Here is a 24,170-nt window from a genome sequence, read left to right on the forward strand (position 1 = left end):
CAATGCCGTCTCGTGAAACCTTTGGCTGTTGAGCAGGATTTCTTTCACCACGCGGTTGCTGTTGCGTCACCCGCAGTTGTGATCGTTCCTGTGGTGGTCCGAATGCGCATTCCCCTGCCGTTCAGCACGGTCTCCGCTTCCCGCCGGCCGTTCGTGGAGACCGGAGGCCGCGGCTACGCGCCGCCGCGCGCGGACGCTCGATGGAGGACGAGGCGCGCAACATCCTGCGCACGGCACACTGAAGCCGGCGCAAAGCCTCGCCGTTCCAAACAGTCGACCATCGGCCCGGTCGTTTCACCACGGCGCGGCAAAGGGCAGGTCTCAGCCGGCTCCGCTGCGAAACGGCGCCACGAGGTCTTCGTTCTCGCTGGCCGCGAACTGTTCGAGCGTCATATTGTCGAGGATCCCTGCGATGGCGTCGCGCACGACCACCATCGAGCGCCGCACGTGACAGCGCTCCGGATCGCGACAGTCGTCGCAGGCCTCGAAGGCGGTGCGGCTGGCACAGCGGATCGGCGCAAGCGGGCCGTCGAGCGTGCGGATCACCTGGCCGACGCGGATCTCGGCCGCCGGGCGCGCGAGCGAATAGCCGCCGCCGGGGCCCTTCTTCGAGCGAAGGAAGCCGGCGTTGCGGAGTTCCAGCATGATCGTGTCGAGAAATTTCTTCGGCAAATTGTTACGGACGGCGATATCGGTGATGAAGGCCGTTTCGCCCGGCTGAAGCTGGGCAAGGTCAACCATGGCCTTCAGCCCGTATTTTCCCTTTTTTGTCAGCATGAGACACAGCTTTCGAGAAAGACTTTTGCCAGTGGCCGCCCACCACACCGGGCGTCGCGCCGGCTCATACATTCATGGGGCATCTTAGATATATGTTATATAGATCAACCCCATTCCGGCGGCAAGAAATCAATTCAGTTCCCAGATAGATTTACTGTGAAGCTGTTGTCGATCGTGCCGTCGAAACGCGATCGCAGCTCGCCTTTGGAACAGCAGCGGTCGCGGACCTTCACGATGAAACCGGGGCCGACGCTCTCACCCTGCCCCCCAAGGCAAGATCACTTGACCCGGCTCGCCCCTTGCTCGCCAACAGCATCGAAGAACGGGAAAATCGCGTCGCCTGACGCGGCTTGCGGACAAGTACGCTAATCACCCGTCCGGCGGCCGCGAACGCCCATCTGATGTTGCTCGGTACGATTTCGAAGCATTGCGCATGGCTTCGACGGCGAGTCACGTCAATCGCGCCCGCGGGAACGAACCCTTTACCGGCGGGTGCGCGGCCTAGATCATTTCATTGTTTCATTGAACCAATGCCATGATCTAACTCTTCGAACCAACCCAATTCCAGACGGAAACCGTTACACACTTTTCCTGGAATTGCTCTATAGGGAATCGTCGACGATAACGACGGGGCGGCCCAGAGAACATGCCTCGACGCGGGCTTCGACGCGATAGACGGATTTCAGCATCTCGGCGGTGATCACCTCGGATGTCGGGCCGCTGGCGATCACCGATCCATTGCTGATGACGATCGTATCGTCGCAATAGCGCAGCGCGTGGTTCAAGTCGTGCAAGGCGATCAGCACTGCCATCCCGGATTGCGCCGACAACCGCTTCATGAAGCCGAGCACCTCGATCTGGCGGAAGAGGTCGAGCGCCGACGTCGGCTCGTCCATCAACAGGACTTCCGGCTTGCGCACCAGCGCCTGCGCGATCGAGACGAGCTGGCGCTGACCGCCGGAAAGCTCGCCGAGACCGCGGAACGCCAGGTCATCGATCCGGAGCGCCGAAAGCACCCGGTCGATTTCCGCAAGCTCTTCATCCTTGACCTTCCAGCCGGAGCCCTGCTTGGCCGAAAGCAGCACCGACTCATAGACGGTCAGCACCGCATTCGCTCCGGTATCCTGCGGCATGTAACAGATCGCTTCCGGTCCCTTGGCGGTGTCGGAGAGCTGGACGAGGCCAGGGCCGGCCGCAAGCCCGGCGATGCGCTTGAAGAGCGTCGACTTTCCGGCGGCATTCGGACCGATGACGGCGGTCAGACCGCCACCCCGCAACATGCCCGTACTGACGTCGGACAGCACCACGCGCCGGCCGTATGTCGCGCCAACCTTTTCCAGCGTCAGGGCTACCATGACCGTCTCCTGTTGGTGAAAATCAGCGCGAAGAAGAAGGGGACGCCGACCAGCGCCGTGATGATGCCGATCGGCAGCACCGCGCCGGGAATGAGCATCTTGCTGACGACGGACGTCACCGAGAGCAGAAGCGCGCCGCAAAGAACGGAAGCGGGCAGGAAGAAGCGCTGATCCTCGCCGACGAGCATCCGGGCGATATGCGGCCCCACGAGGCCAACGAAGCCGATGGTGCCGACGAACGAGACCGGGATAGCCGCAAGCAAACTGACCGTCAGCATCGTCTCCAGCCGCAGGCGGCGCACATTGATGCCGAAGCTTGCCGCCTTGTCGTCGCCGAGCCTCAGCGCCGTGAGCGCCCAGGCATGGCGCGCAAAGAGCGGGACCGCGACGACGAGTACGGCGCCGGTGATCCAGACCTTCGGCCAGGTCGCCTTGGTGAGGCTCCCCATGGTCCAGAACACGACGGCGGCGAGCGCCTGTTCTGAGGCAAGATATTCAAGCAGCGACAGGGCCGCATTGAAGGTGAAGACGAGGGCGATGCCGATGAGCACGATCGTCTCGACGGTCACGCCGCGCATGGTCGAGGCGAAATGGATGAAGAGCGCCGCCACCATCGCCATCAGGAAGGCGTTGATCGGCACCATGTAGTGAACCGCGACGGGAAAGATCGCCACGCCTGCAACGAGGCCAAGTGCCGCGCCGAAACCGGCGGCGGCGGAAATGCCGAGCGTGAAGGGGCTTGCCAGCGGATTGGCGAGGATCGTCTGCATCTGCGCGCCTGCGACCGAAAGCGACGCACCGACGGTGACAGCCATCAGCGCGATCGGCATACGGATGTCCCAGATGACCACGCGAAGCTGGTCGCCGACGGTCTCCGGCTGGAACAGGGCCGCCAGTACATCGGAGAGCGGATAATTTGCAGGCCCCAGCGCCATGTCGACCGCCACCGACACGAAGAGCGCCGTGACGAGACCGGAGATCAGCAGCAACCGGCGCAGCACGAGGGCGCGGTAACGCCCGCGCCCCTCAATACCGGCGAATTCTCCCACCGCCGCAACCATTATTCACCCCCTTGCGGAAGCGAGACGAAATAACCCGGCCGATAGGCGACGGGCAGGAATTTCTCGTGGAATTCGCGGAACGTCCGGTCCGGATCGATGTCGGCAAAAAGCTCCGGGTGGAACCACTTGGCAAATTGCTGGATCGGCACGAACTCGTAGGGTGCACCGTAGAACTGGTGCCAGACGGCATGCACCCTGCCCTCTTTCACCGCCTTGAGCGTGGTGAAGCCCGGGCGCTGCATCAGGGCCGCCAGCCTTTCCCGGGCCGCCGCCGGATCGGCACCGCGGCCGACATTCACGAACTGATTGAGGTCGGACTCGGCCGCCCAGTTGCTGCCGGTCACGATCACATGGTCCGGATCGGCGACGACGAGTTGTTCAGGGTTGAGATCAACGAAGGTTGTTGTGGCCACATCCGAGCCGATATTATGGCCGCCCGCCTTTTCCACCATTTCGCCGAAATTGGCAGGCCCAAACGTCCTGCAGCAGGCGGTTTCACCGGTGATGCCGGGCGAGCGTTCGATGAAGACCTTGGGACGCGCGATCGCGCCGGCCGCCGCCAGGCGATCGGTCACCAGCGCGATCTGGGCCTGACGCCAGGCGATGAACTCCTTGGCCCGCGCCTCTGCGCCAAAAAGCGCGCCGAGGATTTCGACGGATTTTACGCTGTTCTTCGCCGGATCGACGCGGAAGTCGAGAAAGACGACGGCGATACCGGCGGCGGCAGCCTTTTCGATGAAGCCGGATTCCTCGACTGCCTGCTGCGCCTCGAGGTTCAGCGTCAGTACATCCGGCTTCAGGGCGATCGCCGCTTCAAGGCTGAAATCGCCGCTCGGGATGTAGCCGAACAGCGGCAGGTCCGCGATCGCCGGAAAACGCTCGCGATAGGCCGTGTAGGAATCCGGGTCCTTCTTGATCAGGTCATCGCGCCAGCCGACGATCGTGTCGAAGACGTGCTCGCCCTTCAGTGCCGCCGCCACATGAATCTGCCGCGCCTCGCCAAGCAGCACCCGCTTGGCCGGGAGATCGAGCTCGACCCGGCGACCGGTGACATCGGTGATTTCCGCGGCCATGGCCGGTACAGCGATGAACACCGCCACGGCGACCAGCGCCGGGAAAAGTCTCTTGAACAGCGACATATGCAAACCTCTTGATGGGAGCGCCGGGGAGCCTCCCTTCCCTCCGGCGCCCGACCCGTTATTGACCGACATTCAGCGAGACGAAGTAGCCGCCCTTGTAGGGAAGCGGCAGGAAGCGCTCGTGCAGTTCCTTGAACGTCGCCTCGGGATCGAGATCCTTGAAGAGGTCCGGATGCAGCCATTTGGCGATCTGCTGGACGGCGACGAACTGATAGGGATTATTGTAGAACTGGTGCCAGATGGCGTGCACGTTGCCGTCCTTGACCGCCTTGACGCCAGTAAAGGCGGCACGCTTGGTCAGGTTGTCGAGCTTCCGGCGCGCTTCCGTCTCGTCGGCGCCATAGCCGACGCCGACCCAGTCCCCGCCGGGCACGTAACCCTGCCAGTTGCCACCGGTGATGATGATCTGATCCGGGTTCGCGGCGATGATCTGCTCCGGATTGACCGTACCGAACGTGCCCGGAATGATGTCCTTCGCCATGTTCACGCCGCCGGCGAGTTCGACCATCTTGCCGAAATTCTCATTGCCGAAGGACATACAGCAATCGTCGGAATAGCCGCCGGCGCGTTCGACGAAGACGAGCGGCTTTTTCGCGTCGGCCTTGGCGAGCACGTCGGTCACCTTGGCGATATTGTCGGCGCGGAACTTGATGAACTCCTCGGCCTTTTCCTCCTTGCCGATGAGCTTGCCCATGATGCGCATGCTCGGTTCGGTGTTCTCCATCGGCTTCTCACGGAAATCGACATAGACGAGCGGAATGCCGACCTTGCCGAGCTTTTCGATGTAGCCGGCTTCCTCCGTCGCCGTCTTGGCGTCGACATTCATCAGGATGACATCCGGCTTCAGCGCCACGGCCTGCTCAATGTCGAAGGTTCCGTCCTTCATGCCGCCGAAAGCCGGCAGCTTGGCAATGTCGGGATATTTGGCGAGATAGGCGGCATAGCTTTCGGGGTCGGCCTTGGCCAGGTCGTCGCGCCAGCCGACGACGCGTTTGAAAGGCTCTTCCCTGTCGAGCGCGGCGAGGAAATAGATCTGGCGCCCTTCGCCGAGAATCACGTGCTCGACTGGCACCTCGACCTCGACGTCACGGCCCGTGACGTCTTTGACGGTGACCGTTTCAGCCCAGGCCGGGGCCGAAAAAAGGACGCAAAAACCCATGGCGGCGCTGGCCACCGTGTTGAAAAGCCTCATTGTTCTTCGCTCCGCTAAAAAATTGGGGCGATCTAATATTTCATGACTTTATCAGTCAACATATATCTTTTAGAACGCTTCCAAAGCGGGTGGGACGAGAGCGATATGAGCGACGTGGCAGAGCAGCGGAACTATAATCTTCGCGACGAAATCAAGGCCTATTGGTCGGAGCGCGCGGCAACCTTCGATCTTTCCCCCGGGCACGAGATTTTCTCCGAGGAGGAGCGCGCAGCATGGCACCGACTGATCCGGCGCCATCTCGGCGAGGGCGCCGGTCGCACAGCCCTGGATCTTGCGAGCGGCACGGGTGTCGTCTCGCAGCTGCTCGACGATCTCGGCTTCCGGGTAACGGGCCTCGACTGGGCCGAACCGATGCTCGAGCGGGCGCGCAACAAGGCGCGCGAGCGCCGGCGCAAGATTTCGTTCCGCTTGGGCGACGCCGAAAATACGATGGAGCCGGACGATCACTACGACGCGGTCGTTAACCGGCATCTCGTCTGGACGCTGGTCGATCCGGCCGCCGCCTTTGCGGAATGGCTGCGGGTGCTGAAACCGGGCGGCATGCTGCTGATCGTCGACGGCGACTTCGTCAACACGAATGCGCTGGAGCGGCTCTTCTCCAAGCTCGGCGCCTGGGGCCAGCGCGCCGGGCTTCTCAAGGCCGACACGCCGTCCGGATCGCGCGAAATGATGGAGACCCACAGGAGCATTCTCTCCCGCGTCCACTTTTCACGCGGCGCGCGCGCCGAGGACGTGGCCGACCTTCTGCGCAAGACCGGATTCGTCGACATCCAGATCGATACCGATCTCAACGAAATTCATCGGACGCAGGCGAAGAACTGGAACGTCTTCAAGGCGCTCGCGCGCAAAAGCCAGCACCGCTACGCGATCCGGGCAAGCAAGCCGTCGAACTGAGACAGGGCCGGCGATCGCCAGCGTGCCTGATCGAGAAACGGCCCGGCTGCGATCCGGCGCGAGGACGAGACGGCTACCGCTCTTCAGCCTGCTCGGCCAGGCGCTTGAGGCCGGGGATGTCGCACAGGACGAGCTTCTGCCTGCCGCCCTGAACAAGGCCCCGCCCCTCCCAGGCGCTGAGGATCCGCGAGACGGTGTGCAGCGTCGTGCCGGTCATTTCGGCGATGTCCTGACGGGAGATCGGGAAGTCGATGCGGACACCGCTCTCTTCCCGGCGACCGGCCTTTTCGGCAAGCCGCAGCACCGCATGCGCGACGCGTCTTTCGACTTCCTCGGTCGACATTTCGCGGATTCGCGTATGCGCCTCGTCAAGCCGCTGGCCGATCGTGTGCATGGCGTTGACGGCGAGATGCGGGTTCATTTCGACGAAGACGTTCCAGAGCTCCGTCGGCCAGGCAAGCACCAGGCTCTCCGTTGCGGACGTTGCGGTACCCGGATAGTCATTGCGCTGAAGGGCGCGGGCAAAGCCGAAGAGGTCGCCCGGATTGACGACGCGAACGATGATCTGCTGCCCGTCGCGCGTGACCTGGGTCACCTTCAGGCGTCCATGCAGCAAGAGGTAGAAGAAATCAGCCGTCGCTCCCTGCTCGAACACCGCCTCGTTTTGTGGGACGCGCCGGACGGTCGCATGCGCCAGCAACTGATCGAGTTCCTGGTCGCTCATCTTCTGAAACAATGGGAGCGATTTGACGAGTGTTCGGTCGAGCGCGGCCACGTCGTTCCTTGTCTTCTGCCGTTCCGATATGGCGGCTCCTATACCATACCGGACCAGGGCAAGAAAGGACCGTCCCCCGCCCTTTGCGGCCGCGCAGGCGCTGAACAGACGGCCCAGGCCGCACGTGCGCTGTCATACCGCACCCCCGCGCCGCCGTTCGAAGGCATAGAGCAAACGGGCATACCAGCGATCGTCGCGCACGAGGCGGAAGCCGAGATTGTCTGGCGGCACCCCGACGGCACAGCCGCCGCTCTTCGGCTCGCGTATGAAGAAGCTCATGGAAGCGCGGTGCTTGCCATCGACCACGTAGATACCGCAGGCCGGCTGTTCCTTCAGCACCTTGCCGCCATCGTCGATCGTCACTCGGCGATGGCAGGTCCTGGTCCATTCCCAGACATTGCCGCCGAGATCGGCCACGCCATATTCGTTCTCGCCGAAGGTACCGCGAGGCCGTGGCTGCGGATCGGGTGACTTCTGGCGGCCTGCCTCGCGCTCGTAATCGGCGAGCCAGCGCAGCGCCGGATTATCGCTTTCGGCATCGATCCCCAGTGCATCGTCGGGGAATTTGCTGCCGGCTGCGAAGGCCCATTGCTCGTCGGTCGGAAGCCGCCAGACCTCTCCTGTCTGCGCGGTAAGCCATTTGGCGTAGTTCTCTGCGTCCCTGTAGTTGACGCCCGTGACCGGAACGTCCTCACCGCCGTCCCCGGCCTCCGGTGCCTCGCAGGCGCCATCCTCGACGCAGCGGTAATATTCACCGCGGCTCACCTGGTACTTGGTGATCGCGAACGGCGCCCTGAGAGCCGCATCGACCAGAGGCGCATCGACGGCCAGACCCCGTTTCAGAAAGTGCCCTTCGGCGCGATAACGCATCTGTCTTGGCTCGATGACGACGGTCTCCGGCCCTTTGATCGCAAGGCCGGAGACCGGCCCCACCGGATCGAAGAGGCCGAGTTTCGCCGACAGTGTGACGCCGAGCGCGACGAGCAGAGCCGCCGGCACAGTCAGCGAGAGTATTGACGGCGAGTTTTCCCGGTTCTTCTTGCTCATGGCTTCGTTTCCGGATGGGACATTTGTCGCGGCCGACGCGGGGCGGATTCATGGTGCCCCGCGCCGGCAATTCGTAAGTATCAACTTACATCGATGCCGGCTTTGTCACCGATGTCATCAGGTCGTCGTTCCACTCGCCGGTGACCTTGAAATGGCCGGCCGCGCCGAGCTCGAACGCTTCGATCAGGTTGTGGTTGACGTAGGCGTAGATGCCGGGTTGCCGGAATGTGTAGAAGGCAGCGCCCGCCGTGCCACCGGGGATGAGCCATGTCTCCTGATCCAGCTCCGGCGGATTGCGGAACTTGCCGGTCGCCCAGACATAGTCACCATGGCCGCCGATCAGGTGTGGCCGCGTGTCGCGGTTGGCCTGCGAATGGATGATCAGCACCCGCTCGCCGACTGCCGCCGTCAACGCCTTCTCGCCCGTGAGCGCGCCGACCGCGCCGTTGAAGACGACGTGGGTCGGGGTCAGCGTGCGCATGGCCTTGACCGTATCCTCGTAGGCTTCGCCGGGCGTCTCGTATTTCTTGTAATTGCCGGCTTCGTCACGCGGCACGTAGAAATCCTGCTCGCCGACATAATAGACGCGGTCATAGGTGAGCGGCTGGCCCTTTTCGTCCTTCAGGCCGTCGCGCGGCAGCACCATGATTGCGCCGTTCATGCCCGACGTGACGTGCCAGGGCACCATCCCCTCAGGCGCGCAATGATAGACGAACACGCCCGGCTTGGTCGCCTTGAAGCGAAGCGTCGTCTCCTCACCGGGATTGACCTGCGTCAGGCCGCCGCCGCCGAGCGCACCGGTCGCGGCGTGAAAGTCGATGTTGTGCAGGAGCGTGTTGGTGTCCGGGTTGATCAGCCTGAGTTCCACATAATCGCCCTCGTGCACAACCATCAGCGGTCCCGGCGCCGAGCCGTTGAAGGTCATGGCGTGGATTTCGGTTCCGTCGCCGTCGATCACCAGCTTCTTTTCCTGAATGGTCATCGTGAATTCGACGATGCGGGGGCCGGTCTTGGCCACCTGGTCATGGGCATGGACGAACGGCGGCGCAACGAGGTCCACCTTCACGCGCGGCAAGGTCGAGATGTCGACCGGCGGCGTGGCCGCCGCGGCCGCGGGCGCCGCCTGCGCCGTCGCCGTCTGCAACAGTGGCGTCAAGGCGCCTGCGAAAGCCGCGCCGGCGAGAACCGTCCTGCGAGTCATCTGAAGCTGTTCACTCATCATCGCTCTCCTTGGGCGCGATCGCGACGCCGGGATTGGCTGTCGAAAGATCACGCCGATATTCAACGTGTTACGGTTGCCGTTGCCCTCTCGGCCGGCTCACCGTTGCTTTGACCGCTGCTTCTTCAGCGTTCGTATTTCAAGTAAAGCCAGGTCCCATTGGCATCTTTGTCTTGGAACAAACGTTTCCTTCCGCTTTGCCGATTTTGGAAAATTCACGTGCGCACTTTGTCGCACCCTCGCCAATACTTGCGTTTTAGCAAAGCTCGCCAATTACTTGCGTTTTCGCAAAGAATGGACCTCCCCTCATGGTACTCGGTGCCATCTCGATATCGGTCGGGATCCCGCAGACAGGATCGGACAATGTTTCATATGCGCAGCAAATTGCCGCCCCGCGGCGGCGTACCGCGCGGGCTTGCCACCACCGGGCCCGTCCTTTTCTCCTATGGCTTCAGGCCGTTCTTTCTCGGCGCCGGTCTCTGGGCCATCGGCGCGATGGCCGCATGGATCGCGGCACTGAGTACGGGCATCGATATCGCGGGGAGCTATGGCGCCGCCCACTGGCATGCCCATGAAATGTTGTTCGGCTTCTCGTCCGCCGTGCTTGCGGGCTTTCTTCTGACTGCAGTGCCCAACTGGACCGGCAGGCTTCCCGTGTCCGGCCTGCCGCTTGCCGGGCTCTTCGGTCTCTGGCTTGCGGGCCGGTTGGCGCTGCTCGCAACGGATCTGCTCGGCCTGACGCCGGCGGCAGCGATCGAAGCACTATTTCTTCCGACGCTACTGGCGATCTGCGCCCGTGAAGTGATCGCGGGACGGAAATGGAAGGACCTGAAGGTGATCGGCGGATTGGTGCTGCTTTCCTGCGCCAACGTGCACTTCCACCTCGCGGTGCTCGAAGGCGCTGACGTCGATACCGCTGCAAGGCTTGCGATCGGAGCCTATGTCATGCTGATCATGATCGTCGGGGGACGAATTCTCCCGAGCTTTACGCGCAACTGGCTCAACAAGCTCGGGCGCACTGATTTTCCGGCGCCCTATAATCGCTTCGACACGGGAGCGATTCTGACGGGCATCGCCGCGCTCGCTTCCTGGGCGCTGGCGCCGGAGCATGTCCTGACCGCGGCAATCAACATGGTCGCCTCCCTGCTTCACATTACCCGCCTGCTTCGCTGGCGCGGCTGGACGACCCATCCCGAAAAGCTGCTCGTCGTGCTGCACGTCGCCTATGCCTTCGTGCCCCTGGGATTCGCCGGGATTGCCGCCGGCGCGCTCGGCCTGCTCGGGGAGTATCCGGTGATGCATATTCTGACCGTGGGCGTCATTGCCTGCATGATGCTGGCGGTGATGACCCGCGCGAGCCGGGGGCACACCGGTCGGCCGCTGACGGCGTCGCCCGTCACCAACGCATCTTACGTGGCGATCATCTGCGCTGCGCTGGTGCGGCCCTTCGCGGAAATCGTGCCGTCCCACTACCATGTACTGGCGGCCGCATCGGGCGCCTTGTGGATATGCGCATTCGCGCTGTTCTGCCTCGAATACGGACCGATGCTGGTACGTAACCGCCGCTCGCCGCGCGGCGCCGCCTGAAATCGGTTGGTCAAACCAGAAGCCTGCCGGTGGTCTGCCGACAGGCTTCTACTGCTTCAGTCGCAACAGGGCCCGTCGCGCTTCGTCAGCCAAGGCATGGTCCGGGTGACGCCGAATGAAGCGTTCGTAGGCCTCGACCGTGTTCTTCGCCTTCACGCGCTCGAACTCGGACCTGACGGCGGTGTCGGGATCCGGAGGTTCCTGCATCTGCACCTCACCTGCGTTCGTTGCGCTTGGCACGGAGGTCGACAAACCCATCGCCAAGACGGCCAGGCCAACCGATGTCAATAATCCGCGGAACGCCACAAAAATGTCTCCAATTTTAACGATCGGCTTACGAGAATCGTATCTCGTGAAGGCATATCGTCCCAATCGCGAGCTTCCTGGCGCAAGGCGCCGCTACTCAAGATCGGGAAATTTGCATGAGCGGAACGGGTAAATCCATCAAAATTGTGAAGGCAACCGGGAACGGCCTGATCGATGGGGTTCTCTCGAATGTGGCCTGGAACGGCACTATCACCTATGCCATTCCAACATCGGCCGGCAGCTACAGCTACAGCGGGGAAAAGAACAGCGGTTTTGCCGCCATATCGGCCGCACAGAAAAATGCGGCGCTCTTCGCGATGGAGCAATCGTTCGGTTCCGCCGCCAATGACGGTTTCTCCGTCGAAGGCTTCACCAACGCCAGTTTCGCGCTCGGCAGCGCCAGCACCGCGACAGTTCGTTTGGCGCAGTCGAACATGCCGAAGACGGCCTACGCCTATTATCCCGGCACCAACTCTGAAGCTGGCGACGTCTGGTTCGGCACGGCCTATGCCGGCACCGTCAACGACTATCGCACGCCCGTAGCCGGAAATTACGCCTGGCATACGCTGCTGCACGAGCTCGGACATGCACTCGGGCTTTCGCACGGGCATGAGGCCGACGACTACGGTGCGCTGCCCGCGCAATACAATTCGGTCGAATATTCGATCATGACCTACAGCGGCTTCGTCGGTTCCGGCAATACCTATTGGTACGAGCGCTTCGGCGCTCCGCAAACCTTCATGATGGCCGACATCGCGGCGCTACAGGAAATGTACGGCGCCGATTTCTCGACCAACAGCGGCAACACCGTCTACAAATGGACGCCCGGCAGCGGCGCCACGCTGGTAAACGGCGCAACGGCCATCGCCCCGGGAGCCAACCGCATTTTCGCGACAGTCTGGGATGGCGGCGGCACCGACACCTACGACCTTTCGGCCTACAGGACCGGGCTCAAGGTCGACTTGCGGCCGGGCCAAGCCTCGACCTTCAGCGAGGATCAGCTCGCCTATCTGGGCGGCGGCCCGAACGGCGGCTTCGCACGCGGCAATGTCTTCAACGCCTTGCTCTACCACGGTGATACGCGCTCGCTGATCGAAAGCGTCCTGGGCGGATCGGCCAGCGATTCGATCACCGGTAACCTGGCCGCCAATACGCTGCGCGGCAATGCCGGCAACGACACGTTGAACGGCGACAGCGGCAACGACTGGCTCGACGGCGGCATCGGCAATGACGGCCTCTCGGGCGGGGCGGGTGCCGACGTGCTCTATGGTGGCGCCGGAGCAGACAGGCTGACGGGCGGGACCGCCGCCGACAGGTTTCTCTTCAGGACGCTCACGGACACGACAGTCACGACGACCGGCCGCGACACGATTTACGATTTCGTCGCCTCGCAATCGGACAGGATCGACCTTTCGGCGATCGACGCCAATTCGGCCGCGACCGGCAACCAGGCGTTTGTCTTCGTCGGAACAGCCGCGTTCGCTGGCGGCAAGGGCGAATTGCGATACGTCCAAGGGGCGTCCGACACTTATATCTACGGCGACATTAACGGCGACCGGAAGGCGGACTTCGCCATTCACCTCGATGATGCCGTTACCCTGCAGAAGGGCTATTTCGTTCTCTGAGCGGAGGTGCGCCCTGCGAGAAGGGTTGGCGGCCGGGATTTCACGTCGCCTCTCATCGTCCGTATGGCTCTCTACAGCGCCGCGCGTCCAATCGGACGCGCGAAGTCGCTGTAGCATTTGGAATTGGTGCATGATTTCGATTCCGATTTGAGGAATCATGCAGTGGCCGCGGTCATCCTGTCCGGTGTCCAGGGCGGCTCATAGGTCAGCCGCACCTCGGCATATTCGACGCCGGGGACATACCAGACGCAGTTCTGTACCGCCTCTTTCAGGAAGCCGGTCGCCGGGCAGCCCTTCACGGTGGTCGTCATGGTGACGCGCACGACGCCTCCCTCCAGCGCCTCGACGTCATAGATCAGGCCGAGATCGACGACGTTCGATCCCAGTTCCGGATCGATGATGATCCGAAGCGCGTCGCGGATCCGCTCGACCAAGTCCCCGGTATCAGGCGCCGACATGGTGCACCGGCCTTCCGACGCGGATGAGGATTCGATAGACCTCGCCGCTCGCATCGAAATTTCCGGCCCAGCGATGGCCGCGTTTCGCCAGTTCGGGATAGAGAAAGAGCGGTTCGCGCGAAAGCAAGGCGAAGAGCACCTCGCCGACTTCCATCTTCTCGACCGCGGCGAGAATGCGCACCATCGGCTCCGGCGGATCGAGCTCGGTCAGATCGAGCTGGCGCACCGGATCCGGCCATCCGTCCAGATCCATGTCTCCAGCCGACATGCGGACATCGTCGATCTCGCCCTCAGGGGTGAACAGCACGAGCCAATCGCCGCCGCCGAGGGCCTCTTCCTGGTGTGAGAATCCGCGCCCGGCCATGACGCTGAAAAGCGGCACCGGCCTGAACGAGGCGAAGAGCTTCAGGCCCTGTCCAGGGGCCAGGTTGTCGACGGCATTCATGATCACCTGGAAGGGATCACCGCCGCCGCGCAAGATCGGCCGGACATCGAGTTCATGCGGTTCGGGGGTCATGGCAGTCTCCATAACTGATGGGATGGCAGGAAAAGATGCGGACGGACCGCACCCGTCGGCAAGCGAAGGCTCGCCGGTACGTTCGAGAGCCGGCGCGCCCGGGTGAACTCCAGGACAAGCGCGAGGATCGCAACCAGTTGGCAAAGACTGGCAAGCCGGAAGAGCGGCACCGCGCCGACCGAGAGGCTGAGGGTGGCAATCAGGACGGACGCGTAAAACGCTCGAAACCAGCCGAGCGCCCGCCTTTCGACGACCAGATCCTGGACCCGCGGTGTCGGGGTTCGGCCGAGCGCGGGGCCGTAGCATTCAAGCCAGGTCATGAAAGGAATGATCTTGTAGAGTTGCGCAAGGCCCATGCCCGTCAGCCAGCCGAAAGCCACAAGATAAACGAGCGAGCCAATACCGTGTTCCATGCGACCGGTCACCAGCAGCCCTACGAGAAGAACGGCGGCGGCGATGAGGGCGCCAAAGGCGCCGATGCTGGCGCGGGTGTTAAGCTCGATTTCCCGCCTCCTTCGCTCCCGGTAAATCCTGAACATGTCGCCGGCATAGACCACGACGGCAAGCACACCAAGGCAGGCGGCAACGAGCAGCCCGCCAAGACGGCCAGGCACATCCGTCAAAACAAGCGGGATCATGCCAGCGACAAGGCCAAGCGCGCCGCTGCCGGACAGCCAGACGATCCTGCTGCTGCGACGCTCCGCATCCGGCGACAGCATGAACATGGTCAAGAGCCGATAGCTGACGCCCATCGTTGTGAAGGTCAGCCAGCCGCCAAGGCCGAGCGCGGCATGCGGCGAAACTCCTTCCAAGGTGAGCGCGATCGCAGCTTCGGAAGCGTCCGCCCCGCCAAGAACGAAAGCATAGGTCCCGCCAAGCAGGATAGTCACCGCCAGTGCGGCGAGACCAACGACGACGAAACGCGCGGTCAGCGGCAGCGGACGTGCGCGCCACAGCGTCACGGCAAACGCGACCCCGAAACAGGCAAAGCCGGCTATCGTCACGACCGCCGCCGCCGGCAGCACGATCGGCGGCAGATCGATACTGCCGGCAAGACCCACAAAACCTATGATCAGGCCAGCGATACCGACGACGAGAAGCACCAGCGCGGGAAAGGCGAGATGGGCGCAGCAAAGCGGCCGGCCGACAAGGACCGGCACGAACTGCAGCAGCGCACCCGCCATCAGCAGGCTCAACCAGCCGAGCGCGATCGTGTGAACCAGCGCCAGGGTCTCAGGAGCCTCGATCGCAGCGGCCGGATATCCGTAGCCGAGGACCATCATCGCCTCGCCGATCAGGAGAAAGGCGAGCGCGGCCGCAAAATAGGACATGGTCCAGCGGGAAAGCGTGGCGCCGAACATCTCTATTCACCTGGTTGACCGGATCACGTGAAGCAATCGAGGTCACGTGATCGATTCTAATAGGTCAGAGCGGGATGCGGGCGGAGAACCGCGCACACTTTTCCTCATCCCGCTCTGATAGGAAGGAGCTGAGCGCGGGCGCCGCTCAATGGCTACCACAGCAGCATTCGCAACCGGAGGCCTCCTGGCGGCCGATCTCGACGCGCCATACGTCGGGTCCCTGCTCCAGATACTCCCAGAAGAATTCGCCCGGATATCGCGCTTCGAGCTGGTAGTGGAGCGGTCGTGGGTCGTGGTCATTGACGATGATGAAGGAACCACCGGCGGCGAGGGCATTAAGCATGCCGAAAATCTTCGGATGGCGCTCCACCGGGGGAATGGTGCGGACGTCGATGGAGGGCTTTGATTCCGTTTCTGCAGTTGTCATGAGGGATCCGTTCGCCACCGACATTGTTGAGCTCTCCGGGGCAAGGCGGCGCGGTCGCCTCGGATTTGAGAAAACTAGTCGGCGCGGCAACGCGACATTTTGTCGAAGCGCAAACAAATTCCGGATCGAGCAACGCGTCTACTACAGCGCCGCGCGTCTTATCAGACGCACAAAGGACACTGCAGCATTTTGGAGTGCTGCATGTGTTTGTCCTTAGGTCGGCGACGAATTAAGGAAACACGCAGTAATTGGCATTTCGCAAAGAACCGTCCTGCATCGCGCCCTACTGTCGGCTCATGAATTCCGACATGACCACAGGAGCCGCCATGCACGCCTCAATCCTTCAGAAGTACGGCGAAATGCGCCTGCCGCGTTACACAAGCTATCCGACCGCGCCGCGTTTTGCGGACACGATCGATCACCAAACCTATTCCGAATGGTTGGCGGCGATACCGCGCGCGCAAGACGTATCGCTCTATCTGCATATCCCCTTCTGCCGTTCGATGTGCTGGTATTGCGGCTGTCACACGACGATCACCCGGCAGGACGAGCCGATCCTCGACTATCTCGCGGTCTTGAAAGACGAGATCCGGATGGTGGCGGGCCGCACGCGCCAACCTCTTCCAATCGGCGAAGTGCATTTCGGCGGCGGCACGCCGACGATCATCGAGCCGGAGGAATTCCTTGCGCTGATGAATCTGTTGCGCGAGCAATTCTCCTTCGCCGGCTCAACCGGCATCGCGGTCGAGATCGATCCGCGCCGGCTGACGGTCGAGATGGCGGAAGCGCTCGGCGCCGGCGGCGTCACCCGTGCCAGTCTCGGCGTGCAAAGCTTTGATCCGGTCGTCCAGAAGGCCATCAATCGCATCCAGAGCGAGGCCCAGACGGCAGACGCCGTCCATCATCTCCGCCGCTCCGGCGTCGACAACATCAATTTCGACCTCATCTACGGCCTGCCGCATCAGACCGTCGGCTCCTGCATCGCGACGGCGAGGGCGGCCCTGGCGATGCGGCCGGAGCGCTTTGCCGTCTTCGGCTACGCGCACATCCCCTCCTTCAAGAAGCACCAGCGCATGATCGACGAGAACGCGTTGCCGGACGGTGCCGCACGCAATGCCCAGGCGATGGCGATCAGCGAGACCCTCGTTGCCGCCGGCTATCGGCAGATCGGCCTCGACCACTTCGCCCTGCCGCACGACGACCTCGTGAAGGCTCAAGAAGCGGGAAAGCTGCGGCGCAATTTTCAGGGCTACACGACCGACAATTGCGAAACGCTCATCGGTTTCGGCGCGTCTTCCATCGGCCGTTCGCAGGAAGGTTATGCGCAAAACGAAGTGGCGCCCGGCCTCTACGCCCGCCACATCGCGTCCGGCCGGCTGGCGACGGCAAAGGGTTATCGTCTTACCGGCGAGGACCGCATGCGGGCTGAGATCATCGAAAGGCTGATGTGCGACTTCAGCGCCGACATTGCTGCGATCGCCGCGGCCCACGGTTTCGACGCGCATCCGCTGCTCGACCAGGACGCCAAGCTCGCCGCACTCGCCGAAGACGGCGTGCTGGACGTTGCCGGCGGCGTCATCCAGGTACGGCAGGATCACCGCTTCGTCGTTCGCGCCGTCGCCGCCGCCTTCGACGCCTATCTCGAGCAGTCGCAGAGAACGCACAGCAAGGCTGCGTGAAGGGAATGAGTGCGGTAGACGAAGCGCCCGGCTATCCTTTGCCGCCTGCAAATGCGATCAGGTTGCCGTCGGGATCTCGCACGATGAAGGTGCGAGTTCCCCACGGCTCTGCCCTCAAGCTCTGGTGGAATGTGACGCCTTCGCTCTGATATTCCAGAAATAGCGATTTGGGATCGTCGAGGGTGAGTGTTGCGGAAAGCGCATCACGTTCTCTCTCGCGAAAGCCGCTGTCAAAAACAGGGCCGCCGACTTTTCGCAGGTTCAAGCGGCCGCCGTCGCGAAACACCTGAGCATAGAACGGCGGCTCCCCGTAAGAGAACGCGATCTTGAAGCCGAGCTTCTCAACATAGAATCGGCACGCTATCTCGATGTCCGAAACGAAGAGCTGCGGCTCTGCCGCCGTGATGACAGACGTGTTATTGATGGCTGCTGGTCCTGTCATGGTGTCCATCCCTTTGATCAATGCAGCCCAATTCTCGAAACCGTGTTTTCTGGCGACCAGCTCCTGCGCGTCACTGAGCCTGAACTCGGCCTCCAGCACCTCCGCATCGCTTAAGTCACGGAATTTGGCCAGAGCTGACCTGATCTGCTCCGCCACAGGATAGTACCGTTCACGGTGCCATCGCAGGTATCGTTTGGCTTGCTTTCTGAGGTTTTCGCTTTTTGGCATGGGCGCGCGCGCTACGTTTGACTTTGTTGTAGGCGGGCAATGCCCCTCCGGCCCGCGAGCCGACGCGCCCTACAGCAGCATGATTGATGCTAGCCCAGTGGAGCAACTGCTTCAAGGGGAGCGGCCCGGTGAGGCTCGACGAGGGGCCGGCGCGGCACCGCCGAATGAGAGTTCAACGCCCTCATGCGGTCGGTGCCGAGCTTCACTCTTGGGCTTCTCCCCGAACTCTGAGCTGCCTCACCCGGCAAGCCCGCGATAGATGGCGGGAAGTGCGGCGGGTAGCCGGGCAATGTTGCCGACCATGGCATAGCCGTTCTGGCCGAACATCGTCGGCACGTAGGATCGCGCCTCGCGATCGACGGTGACGGCAAAGGTACTGATCCCGCTTCGTCGCGCCTCCGACACGGCACGCCGGCTGTCTTCCAGCGCGAAGCGCCCCTCGTAGTGGTCGACGTCGTTCGGCTTGCCGTCGGTCAGCACAAGAAGCAGTTTCTTGCGGTTCGGCTGCTTGCGGAGCTCGGCCGAGGCGTGCCGGATCGCCGCGCCGATGCGAGTGTAATAACCGGGCTTGAGTGCGGCGATCCGCGCTTCGACGAGACCGCTCATCGGCTCATCGAAAGCCTTGACCGTTTCCACTCGCACCCAGTCGCGCCGGCGCGACGTGAAGGTCAGGATCGAATGGTTGTCGCCGCAAGCGGCCAAGCCATGCGCCAGGATCGTCAACGCCTCCTTCTCGACATCGAGAACGCGGTGGTTATCCGACCAGGAATCGGTCGACAGGGAAACGTCGACAAGGATGGTCACGGCGAGATCATGCGCCTGCGGCCGGCTCATCAGATGAATGCGGTCGCTTCCCTGGCCGCCGGCCGCAAGATCGGTGCGCGCGCGAACCACGGCGTCGAGATCAAGGTCGGCACCGTCAATCTGCGCGCGCAGGATCTCGTGGCGCGGTCGCAGCACCTCGAACTGGCGCCGCACCCGACGGATGAGGCTTTGCGTCTCCGAGGTCAGTTCGGCGCGGTCGCCGAGTGCGGAAGCGGGGGAAGCCAGTACGCGGCAATGGTCCTTGAGATAGGTGCCTGTACGGTAGTTCCACTCCGGATAAGTATGTTCGGCCGTCAACGGTGTGACGTCGACCGCCTCGGGCGGCAGGTCCAGATCGAACCGGAAGCGTGCGGACGGGCGCCCCTTGCGTTCGCCGAGCGTCATCTCGTCCAGCTCTTCCGCAGCCTTCGCGTCATGATCGTCGCTGTCGTCGGCCGGCCGGTCGACATTGACCATCTCCGCCATCGCAAGGATCTTCTCGAAGCGGTTTAGAATGAAGGGGCTGCGGTCGCCCTTGCGGTTCTCGGGGTTCTCGCGGGTCGCAACATGACGCTCGGTCTCGACGGCGGGCGACCCCGCCCTACCCTGCGCGGGCTCATCGTCCTCGCGCCGAGTTTCCGTCTCGGAGCGCACCAATGCATCCGGCCAGAGCGGCAGAGGCAACATCGGCAAATAGCCGGGCGGCGCCCGATGCGGGAAGATGACCGGCAAAGTATTGTCCAGTTCCCCGGCGGCCCTCCGCAACATGCCGAGGATACGGTTTTCGACATGCTGCTCCACCGATGGCAGCGCGCCTCGGGTCCGCTCTGCAAGGACGGCTGCGGCGAGCCGGCGGTAACGCGCGCGCATGCCCGGAAACGTGCCCAGCAAGGCCGCGACCGTTACTTCCGCACAGGCGAGTGCGGCTAGATCGCGGCGGAGCAGATCGGCATCCGCCAGCGGCTCCAGCGACATCGTCGCCATATAGGCGACAAGCCAGAAATAAAGGTCGCGGTTGAGGTCCTTGTCCGGGAAAAGATCGATTTCCGCCGGTAGCATCAGCGATGCGTGATCGCGTCCGGGCTGCGTGAGCTTCTCTTCCCCGAGGCCCACTCTCTGGCGCCATTTGAGCCTGTGGGCCGAGGTGCGCCCGCGTGCCGGGGCGATCTGCACCGCGCTCTCGCCGCCGTGCCCGCGAAAGGAGATCGCAAGCACCGGCAAGAGATCGGCGAGCCGCACCGCGTGCTCCGGATAGCGCCGCCACGTGCGCGTATTGCCGATGAAGCGGTGCCAGGCACGGCCGACCGTTTCTTCCAGTTCGAGGAAATCGAGCATCGCCAGGACCTCAGGCTATCAGGGAATCGGCCACTTCCAGCAAGGCGGCCCTGACGTCGGGCTCGTCGGTCAGGGGCTCAATCATGGCGGCTCGAACAGCTTCCTTCGCCGGCATCCCGGCGTCGATCAGGCTGGCGCAGTAGACGAGCAGGCGGGTCGAAACGCCCTCTTCGAGATCGTGGCCCTTGAGCGCCCTGAGACGCGCGGCGAGATCGACGAGCCGTGCGACCTGCGCCTCCGCAAGACCGCTTTCCGCCGAGACGACGGCGATTTCCTGCGCCTTCGGCAGGAAGTCGAACTCGATCGCCACGAAACGTTGCCGCGTGCTGGGCTTCAGGCTCTTGAGAAGGTTCTGGTAGCCGGGATTGTAGGAGACGACCAGCATGAAACCGGGCGGCGCCTCGAGCATCTCGCCGGTGCGCTCCAGCGGCAGCATGCGGCGATCGTCGGTCAGCGGATGCAAGACGACGGCGACGTCCTTGCGCGCCTCGACGATCTCGTCGAGATAGCACACGCCGCCCTCGCGCACCGCGCGCGTCAGCGGCCCGTCAACCCAGACGGTGTCGCCGCCCTTCAACAGGTAACGGCCGGTGAGATCCGCGGCGGCGAGATCGTCATGGCAGGAAACGGTCGAAAGCGGCAGGCCGAGTCTTGCCGCCATATGGCTGACAAAGCGCGTCTTGCCGCAGCCGGTCGGGCCTTTCAGCAACAGCGGCAATTGCCTGACCCAGGCGGTTTCGAACAGCGCGCATTCGTTGCCGAGCGGACTGTAGTGCGGAATGTCGGCGGTCGGGCGGGTTGCGTTCGGCAGGACGAAATTCATTTTGGTCTCCGTGACAAACAGTCGAAGCAAGCGGAAGGACCGACCCCGACGCGGCCGTCGGGGTCGGTCGGGGCGATCATTCGGCGGGCTGGATCGAAGGGCTAAGCCGTGCGTTGCGCTCGCGGCCTGGAACCAGCACGGCCCAGATGAACATCAGCGCCGAGACGAGAACGACCGCACCGGAGCCGAGGCGGACCCAGTAAAACAGCGCCAGCTGGTCCTGCACGTCCATGTAGCTTTCGCCGAGGACGCGCTGAAGGTGTACCTGAAGGACGCCTGCGAAGGTGAGCGCGAAGGTCATTACCGACATGGCGGTGCACATGGCCCAGAAGCTGACGATCGAGAGCCACTGGTTGTAGGGCTGGCGGCCGCGGATTTCCGGGATCGCATAGGCCATCACGGCCAGGTTCAGCATCACATAGGCGCCGAAGAAGGCGAGGTGGCCGTGGGCCGCGGTGACCTGCGTGCCGTGGGTGTAGTAGTTCACCGAAGACAGCGTGTGCAGGAAGCCCCAGACACCGGCACCGAAGAAGGCCATGACCGAGCAGCCGATCGACCAGAGAAGGGCTGCACGGTTCGGATGCTTGCGCCCGGCCTTCCACGTCATCACGAAGGTGAAGATCACCATGGTGAAGAAGGGCGCGACTTCGAGCGTCGAGAAGAGCGAGCCGATCCACTGCCAGTAACCCGGAGCACCGATCCAGTAGTAGTGGTGACCGGTGCCGAGGATGCCGGAGAAGAGCGCCAGGCCGACGATGACATAGAGCCACTTTTCGACGACCTCGCGGTCGATGCCGTTGAGCTTGATCATCAGGAAGGCGAGCACCGAGGCCATGATCAACTCCCAGACACCCTCCACCCACAGGTGGACGACGTACCACCAGTACATCTTGTCGAGCGCCAGGTTCATCGGATTGTAGAAGGCGAACAGGAAGAAGATCGCGACACCCCACAGACCGAAGATCAGGATGTTGGTCACCGTGGTCTTGCGGCCTTTAAGAACGGTAAGCGTGATGTTGTAGAGGAACATCAGCGCCACCACCACGATGCCGACCTTGATCGCGAAGGGCTGCTCGAGAAACTCGCGGCCCTCATGAATGTGGAGAAGGTATCCGACCACCGCGACGGCCGCGGCGATCAGGAAAATCCAGAACTGGGCCACGGCGATCCTGGTGCTGTAAAGCTCCGTTTCCGCTTCTTCCGGCAGGAGATAGTAGGTCGCGCCCATGAAGCCCATCAGCAGCCAGACGATCAGCGCATTGGTATGCACCATGCGCACGATGTTGAACGGCAGGAGCTCGGAGAGCGTGTTGGGCAGGACGTAGATGGTGCCGGCGAGAACACCGAACAGCACCTGGGCGAGAAACAGGCCGAGTGCGCCATAAAAATAGAGCATCGCGACCTTCTGGGTCTGGTATTTCATGGTTCTTTACTCCAATCGCAACGCTTAGCCGGCTTCGTTCGGTGGCCAGTTCTGGGTCTTGATGCGGCTCGTCCACTCCAGGAAGTCGGCGAGATCGTTGAGCTCCTGTTCGGTGAGATTGAATTGCGGCATCTGCCGGCGCCCTTCGACGCCGGAGGGTTGCGCCGCCATCCACGCCTTCAGCGTTTCGCGCGCGCCTTCCGGATCCTTGTCGCCGCCCCAGCGCTTCCAGACATTGCCGAGCTCGGGGGCGAAATAGGCGCCTTCGCCGAGAAGCGTGTGGCAGTTGATACAGGAGTTCTTTTCCCAGACGTGCTTGCCGCGGCCGACGGAGTCCGTCAGCGTCGTCTCGTCGGTCGAGGTCGTCTTCATGTAATAGTGACTGTGGGCCGTCAGCCCGACGAATATTGCAAAGAAGAAGAAGGACCCGCCGTAGAAGACGTTTCGGGCCCCGGTCTTGGTGAGGCGTTCTGCCATCACGTGGTCCTTTCGATTTCAGATGGCCGCGAATGCGTGGCCGGCTTGATCTGATCCCCTCCCCGTTTGACGCCGCCTGCAGCAACGCCGACGAATGTCCGGGGCACGATCCATGTCTATGGATTTCCCGCGCGCGTTCTTTGCGTTTCGGCAAACAAGGAAAGCGGTTTCAAACGGATGGCATGCCGGTGGCGAAGAGCTTCGCCGCTGCCAGCAGCGCAAGGATCAGCGGCCAGACCAAAAGCCCGCGCCGCATGGCGGCTGGACCGGAGCGCAGGCCCATGAAATCCAGGATGATCAGCCTGGCTTTGATGAGCGCCAGGAGGGCGGCGAAGACGACGATAGAGGCGCGGCCTTGAAAGGCGACCGCCGACATGCCCGCAAGGACGATGGCAACAAGCACGATCCAGGTTCGGCCAAGTTCGTTTCGAGTGCGGTCCGTCATGACGTCATACCAGATAGATGATCGGGAACATCACGATCCAGATGAGATCGATGACATGCCAGAGGGTTGTTATCAGGGTTACGTTGTCGGGCGTCTGGCGCCAGGCGACGAGAAGCAGGATCAGGCCGCCGAACACCACATGCATGAGGTGGAAACCGGTGATCAGGAAATAGAGCTCGAAGAAGGCACCGAACCGGGCAATGTCCCCGCTTGCGAGTTCGCCGCTGTATTCCGCGAGTTTGACGGCGACGAAGACGAAGCCGAGCAAGGCCGCCATGACGAGGGCACGCCGGCGCTCCCCGGGCAGAGCGGAGCTGCGCGCGGCGAGCGCCGCCTGCCAGCCGCTCGTCAAGAGCACCAGCGTGTTGATGCCAGCGAGCAGGGGGTTGAGTTCGTTTCGCCCGGCGGCAAATGCGTCGGCCTGCAGGAAGCCGGTGATGAGAAAGGCCGCAAGCAGGATACCGAAGGCCGCAAGCTCGCTCCAGACGAGAACCCAGAGCAGAAGCTCATCCGTCGGTGCTTCTTCTTTCGCCTCGATTTCAGTCGTCGCCCGTGCATCCATGCCCCATCTCCCTTGATCGGAAACGATCGGCACTTAGGCGAGCCGGCGAGGCGATGTCTTTGACATTGCGCAAGGAAGTCGGCGCAAAAACCCGATATCGGCAATGGCAACCAGAGCGGGATGAGGAAAAGTGTGCGCGGTTTTCCGCCCGCATCCCCGCTCTAAAGCATTGAAATTGATCACGTTTATGA

24 protein-coding genes and 1 pseudogene are annotated in these 24,170 nt (G+C 62.8%); 5 read left to right on the forward strand and 20 right to left on the reverse strand.

The window, feature by feature from the left end; genetic code table 11:
* Positions 1-173: 173 nt before the first annotated feature.
* A pseudogene (locus tag ILFOPFJJ_RS36495) lies at positions 174-242 on the forward strand (FitA-like ribbon-helix-helix domain-containing protein); the annotation flags it as partial.
* A 79-nt stretch (positions 243-321) separates the two neighbouring features.
* Here the strand turns inward: ILFOPFJJ_RS36495 and ILFOPFJJ_RS17720 are convergent.
* The 5 genes from ILFOPFJJ_RS17720 to ILFOPFJJ_RS17740 all read right to left on the reverse strand — a co-directional run bounded on the left by ILFOPFJJ_RS17720 (position 322) and on the right by ILFOPFJJ_RS17740 (position 5,524).
* Positions 322-777 carry an RrF2 family transcriptional regulator gene (locus ILFOPFJJ_RS17720; RefSeq protein ID WP_173511879.1) on the reverse strand — a complete coding sequence of 152 codons (456 nt, stop codon included), beginning with the start codon at positions 775-777 and terminating at the stop codon, positions 322-324.
* Positions 778-1,379: 602 nt separating this feature from the next.
* Positions 1,380-2,132 carry an ABC transporter ATP-binding protein gene (locus ILFOPFJJ_RS17725; RefSeq protein ID WP_173511880.1) on the reverse strand — a complete coding sequence of 251 codons (753 nt, stop codon included), beginning with the start codon at positions 2,130-2,132 and terminating at the stop codon, positions 1,380-1,382.
* Positions 2,126-3,193 (reverse strand): FecCD family ABC transporter permease, encoded by a 1,068-nt coding sequence (locus tag ILFOPFJJ_RS17730; RefSeq protein WP_173511881.1) that lies wholly within the window; start codon positions 3,191-3,193, stop codon positions 2,126-2,128. The genes ILFOPFJJ_RS17725 and ILFOPFJJ_RS17730 overlap by 7 nt, the downstream gene beginning before the upstream one ends.
* Positions 3,193-4,332 (reverse strand): ABC transporter substrate-binding protein, encoded by a 1,140-nt coding sequence (locus tag ILFOPFJJ_RS17735; RefSeq protein ID WP_173511882.1) that lies wholly within the window; start codon positions 4,330-4,332, stop codon positions 3,193-3,195. Before ILFOPFJJ_RS17735 ends, ILFOPFJJ_RS17730 begins: the two co-directional genes overlap by 1 nt.
* A gap of 58 nt (positions 4,333-4,390) precedes the next feature.
* Positions 4,391-5,524 (reverse strand): ABC transporter substrate-binding protein, encoded by a 1,134-nt coding sequence (locus tag ILFOPFJJ_RS17740; protein ID WP_173511883.1) that lies wholly within the window; start codon positions 5,522-5,524, stop codon positions 4,391-4,393.
* A 105-nt stretch (positions 5,525-5,629) separates the two neighbouring features.
* Here ILFOPFJJ_RS17740 and ILFOPFJJ_RS17745 point away from each other — a divergent pair, with 105 nt between their 5' ends.
* Complete coding sequence (locus ILFOPFJJ_RS17745; protein WP_173511884.1) at positions 5,630-6,439, forward strand: class I SAM-dependent methyltransferase; 810 nt, start codon at positions 5,630-5,632, stop codon at positions 6,437-6,439.
* A 73-nt stretch (positions 6,440-6,512) separates the two neighbouring features.
* Here the strand turns inward: ILFOPFJJ_RS17745 and ILFOPFJJ_RS17750 are convergent, their stop codons facing one another.
* From ILFOPFJJ_RS17750 to nirK, 3 genes are all read right to left on the reverse strand, one after another.
* Positions 6,513-7,214: a Crp/Fnr family transcriptional regulator gene (locus ILFOPFJJ_RS17750; protein ID WP_336621104.1), complete on the reverse strand. Its 702-nt coding sequence runs from the start codon at positions 7,212-7,214 to the stop codon at positions 6,513-6,515.
* A 132-nt stretch (positions 7,215-7,346) separates the two neighbouring features.
* The gene (locus ILFOPFJJ_RS17755) at positions 7,347-8,261 is read right to left on the reverse strand and encodes an SUMF1/EgtB/PvdO family nonheme iron enzyme (RefSeq protein WP_173511885.1); all 915 of its coding nucleotides are present in this window, start codon (positions 8,259-8,261) and stop codon (positions 7,347-7,349) included.
* Positions 8,262-8,346: 85 nt separating this feature from the next.
* Positions 8,347-9,480 carry a copper-containing nitrite reductase gene (nirK, locus tag ILFOPFJJ_RS17760; RefSeq protein WP_173511886.1) on the reverse strand — a complete coding sequence of 378 codons (1,134 nt, stop codon included), beginning with the start codon at positions 9,478-9,480 and terminating at the stop codon, positions 8,347-8,349.
* A 363-nt stretch (positions 9,481-9,843) separates the two neighbouring features.
* Here nirK and ILFOPFJJ_RS17765 point away from each other — a divergent pair, with 363 nt between their 5' ends.
* Complete coding sequence (locus ILFOPFJJ_RS17765) at positions 9,844-11,067, forward strand: NnrS family protein (RefSeq protein WP_173511887.1); 1,224 nt, start codon at positions 9,844-9,846, stop codon at positions 11,065-11,067.
* A 48-nt stretch (positions 11,068-11,115) separates the two neighbouring features.
* Here the strand turns inward: ILFOPFJJ_RS17765 and ILFOPFJJ_RS17770 are convergent, their stop codons facing one another.
* Entirely contained in the window at positions 11,116-11,274 is a 159-nt protein-coding gene (locus tag ILFOPFJJ_RS17770; protein ID WP_173511888.1) for a hypothetical protein, read from the reverse strand.
* A 215-nt stretch (positions 11,275-11,489) separates the two neighbouring features.
* Between ILFOPFJJ_RS17770 and ILFOPFJJ_RS17775 the strand changes: the two genes are divergently transcribed.
* The gene (locus ILFOPFJJ_RS17775) at positions 11,490-12,998 is read left to right on the forward strand and encodes a M10 family metallopeptidase (protein ID WP_173511889.1); all 1,509 of its coding nucleotides are present in this window, start codon (positions 11,490-11,492) and stop codon (positions 12,996-12,998) included.
* Between the two features lie 155 nt (positions 12,999-13,153).
* Here the strand turns inward: ILFOPFJJ_RS17775 and ILFOPFJJ_RS17780 are convergent, their stop codons facing one another.
* From ILFOPFJJ_RS17780 to ILFOPFJJ_RS17795, 4 genes are all read right to left on the reverse strand, one after another.
* Positions 13,154-13,456 (reverse strand): metal-sulfur cluster assembly factor, encoded by a 303-nt coding sequence (locus tag ILFOPFJJ_RS17780; RefSeq protein ID WP_173511890.1) that lies wholly within the window; start codon positions 13,454-13,456, stop codon positions 13,154-13,156.
* A complete protein-coding gene (locus tag ILFOPFJJ_RS17785) occupies positions 13,443-13,973 on the reverse strand; it encodes a DUF2249 domain-containing protein (protein ID WP_173511891.1) in 531 nt (176 codons plus the stop codon). The genes ILFOPFJJ_RS17780 and ILFOPFJJ_RS17785 overlap by 14 nt, the downstream gene beginning before the upstream one ends.
* Positions 13,970-15,334, reverse strand: a complete 1,365-nt coding sequence (locus ILFOPFJJ_RS17790) for a hypothetical protein (protein WP_173511892.1) — start codon at positions 15,332-15,334, stop codon at positions 13,970-13,972. Before ILFOPFJJ_RS17790 ends, ILFOPFJJ_RS17785 begins: the two co-directional genes overlap by 4 nt.
* A gap of 145 nt (positions 15,335-15,479) precedes the next feature.
* The gene (locus ILFOPFJJ_RS17795; protein ID WP_173511893.1) at positions 15,480-15,761 is read right to left on the reverse strand and encodes a DUF2249 domain-containing protein; all 282 of its coding nucleotides are present in this window, start codon (positions 15,759-15,761) and stop codon (positions 15,480-15,482) included.
* 326 nt (positions 15,762-16,087) lie between these two features.
* Here ILFOPFJJ_RS17795 and hemN point away from each other — a divergent pair, with 326 nt between their 5' ends.
* Positions 16,088-17,440: an oxygen-independent coproporphyrinogen III oxidase gene (hemN, locus tag ILFOPFJJ_RS17800; protein ID WP_173511894.1), complete on the forward strand. Its 1,353-nt coding sequence runs from the start codon at positions 16,088-16,090 to the stop codon at positions 17,438-17,440.
* A 31-nt stretch (positions 17,441-17,471) separates the two neighbouring features.
* On the opposite strand, the gene ILFOPFJJ_RS17805 is transcribed toward hemN, so the two are convergent.
* From ILFOPFJJ_RS17805 to ILFOPFJJ_RS17835, 7 genes are all read right to left on the reverse strand, one after another.
* The gene (locus tag ILFOPFJJ_RS17805; protein WP_173511895.1) at positions 17,472-18,110 is read right to left on the reverse strand and encodes a VOC family protein; all 639 of its coding nucleotides are present in this window, start codon (positions 18,108-18,110) and stop codon (positions 17,472-17,474) included.
* Between the two features lie 237 nt (positions 18,111-18,347).
* The gene (locus tag ILFOPFJJ_RS17810) at positions 18,348-20,249 is read right to left on the reverse strand and encodes a nitric oxide reductase activation protein NorD (RefSeq protein WP_173511896.1); all 1,902 of its coding nucleotides are present in this window, start codon (positions 20,247-20,249) and stop codon (positions 18,348-18,350) included.
* Positions 20,250-20,259: 10 nt separating this feature from the next.
* Complete coding sequence (locus tag ILFOPFJJ_RS17815) at positions 20,260-21,072, reverse strand: CbbQ/NirQ/NorQ/GpvN family protein (RefSeq protein ID WP_173511897.1); 813 nt, start codon at positions 21,070-21,072, stop codon at positions 20,260-20,262.
* 76 nt (positions 21,073-21,148) lie between these two features.
* Positions 21,149-22,495 (reverse strand): nitric-oxide reductase large subunit, encoded by a 1,347-nt coding sequence (locus ILFOPFJJ_RS17820; protein WP_173511898.1) that lies wholly within the window; start codon positions 22,493-22,495, stop codon positions 21,149-21,151.
* Positions 22,496-22,519: 24 nt separating this feature from the next.
* A complete protein-coding gene (locus tag ILFOPFJJ_RS17825) occupies positions 22,520-22,972 on the reverse strand; it encodes a c-type cytochrome (RefSeq protein WP_173511899.1) in 453 nt (150 codons plus the stop codon).
* 169 nt (positions 22,973-23,141) lie between these two features.
* A complete protein-coding gene (locus ILFOPFJJ_RS17830) occupies positions 23,142-23,417 on the reverse strand; it encodes a cytochrome C oxidase subunit IV family protein (RefSeq protein WP_173511900.1) in 276 nt (91 codons plus the stop codon).
* A 4-nt stretch (positions 23,418-23,421) separates the two neighbouring features.
* Entirely contained in the window at positions 23,422-23,979 is a 558-nt protein-coding gene (locus tag ILFOPFJJ_RS17835) for a cytochrome c oxidase subunit 3 (RefSeq protein ID WP_173511901.1), read from the reverse strand.
* Positions 23,980-24,170: the final 191 nt, after the last annotated feature.

Source organism: Sinorhizobium psoraleae (assembly GCF_013283645.1).
GTDB lineage: Bacteria > Pseudomonadota > Alphaproteobacteria > Rhizobiales > Rhizobiaceae > Sinorhizobium > Sinorhizobium psoraleae.

Coding starts and splice junctions, on each gene's coding strand:
- ILFOPFJJ_RS17720 (WP_173511879.1), bottom strand. CDS start 777: ATGCTGACAAAAAAGGGAAAATACGGGCTGAAGGCCATGGTTGACCTT.
- ILFOPFJJ_RS17725 (WP_173511880.1), bottom strand. CDS start 2,132: ATGGTAGCCCTGACGCTGGAAAAGGTTGGCGCGACATACGGCCGGCGC.
- ILFOPFJJ_RS17730 (WP_173511881.1), bottom strand. CDS start 3,193: ATGGTTGCGGCGGTGGGAGAATTCGCCGGTATTGAGGGGCGCGGGCGT.
- ILFOPFJJ_RS17735 (WP_173511882.1), bottom strand. CDS start 4,332: ATGTCGCTGTTCAAGAGACTTTTCCCGGCGCTGGTCGCCGTGGCGGTG.
- ILFOPFJJ_RS17740 (WP_173511883.1), bottom strand. CDS start 5,524: ATGAGGCTTTTCAACACGGTGGCCAGCGCCGCCATGGGTTTTTGCGTC.
- ILFOPFJJ_RS17745 (WP_173511884.1), top strand. CDS start 5,630: ATGAGCGACGTGGCAGAGCAGCGGAACTATAATCTTCGCGACGAAATC.
- ILFOPFJJ_RS17755 (WP_173511885.1), bottom strand. CDS start 8,261: ATGAGCAAGAAGAACCGGGAAAACTCGCCGTCAATACTCTCGCTGACT.
- nirK (WP_173511886.1), bottom strand. CDS start 9,480: ATGAGTGAACAGCTTCAGATGACTCGCAGGACGGTTCTCGCCGGCGCG.
- ILFOPFJJ_RS17765 (WP_173511887.1), top strand. CDS start 9,844: ATGTTTCATATGCGCAGCAAATTGCCGCCCCGCGGCGGCGTACCGCGC.
- ILFOPFJJ_RS17770 (WP_173511888.1), bottom strand. CDS start 11,274: ATGCAGGAACCTCCGGATCCCGACACCGCCGTCAGGTCCGAGTTCGAG.
- ILFOPFJJ_RS17775 (WP_173511889.1), top strand. CDS start 11,490: ATGAGCGGAACGGGTAAATCCATCAAAATTGTGAAGGCAACCGGGAAC.
- ILFOPFJJ_RS17780 (WP_173511890.1), bottom strand. CDS start 13,456: ATGTCGGCGCCTGATACCGGGGACTTGGTCGAGCGGATCCGCGACGCG.
- ILFOPFJJ_RS17785 (WP_173511891.1), bottom strand. CDS start 13,973: ATGACCCCCGAACCGCATGAACTCGATGTCCGGCCGATCTTGCGCGGC.
- ILFOPFJJ_RS17790 (WP_173511892.1), bottom strand. CDS start 15,334: ATGTTCGGCGCCACGCTTTCCCGCTGGACCATGTCCTATTTTGCGGCC.
- ILFOPFJJ_RS17795 (WP_173511893.1), bottom strand. CDS start 15,761: ATGACAACTGCAGAAACGGAATCAAAGCCCTCCATCGACGTCCGCACC.
- hemN (WP_173511894.1), top strand. CDS start 16,088: ATGCACGCCTCAATCCTTCAGAAGTACGGCGAAATGCGCCTGCCGCGT.
- ILFOPFJJ_RS17805 (WP_173511895.1), bottom strand. CDS start 18,110: ATGCCAAAAAGCGAAAACCTCAGAAAGCAAGCCAAACGATACCTGCGA.
- ILFOPFJJ_RS17810 (WP_173511896.1), bottom strand. CDS start 20,249: ATGCTCGATTTCCTCGAACTGGAAGAAACGGTCGGCCGTGCCTGGCAC.
- ILFOPFJJ_RS17815 (WP_173511897.1), bottom strand. CDS start 21,072: ATGAATTTCGTCCTGCCGAACGCAACCCGCCCGACCGCCGACATTCCG.
- ILFOPFJJ_RS17820 (WP_173511898.1), bottom strand. CDS start 22,495: ATGAAATACCAGACCCAGAAGGTCGCGATGCTCTATTTTTATGGCGCA.
- ILFOPFJJ_RS17825 (WP_173511899.1), bottom strand. CDS start 22,972: ATGGCAGAACGCCTCACCAAGACCGGGGCCCGAAACGTCTTCTACGGC.
- ILFOPFJJ_RS17830 (WP_173511900.1), bottom strand. CDS start 23,417: ATGACGGACCGCACTCGAAACGAACTTGGCCGAACCTGGATCGTGCTT.
- ILFOPFJJ_RS17835 (WP_173511901.1), bottom strand. CDS start 23,979: ATGGATGCACGGGCGACGACTGAAATCGAGGCGAAAGAAGAAGCACCG.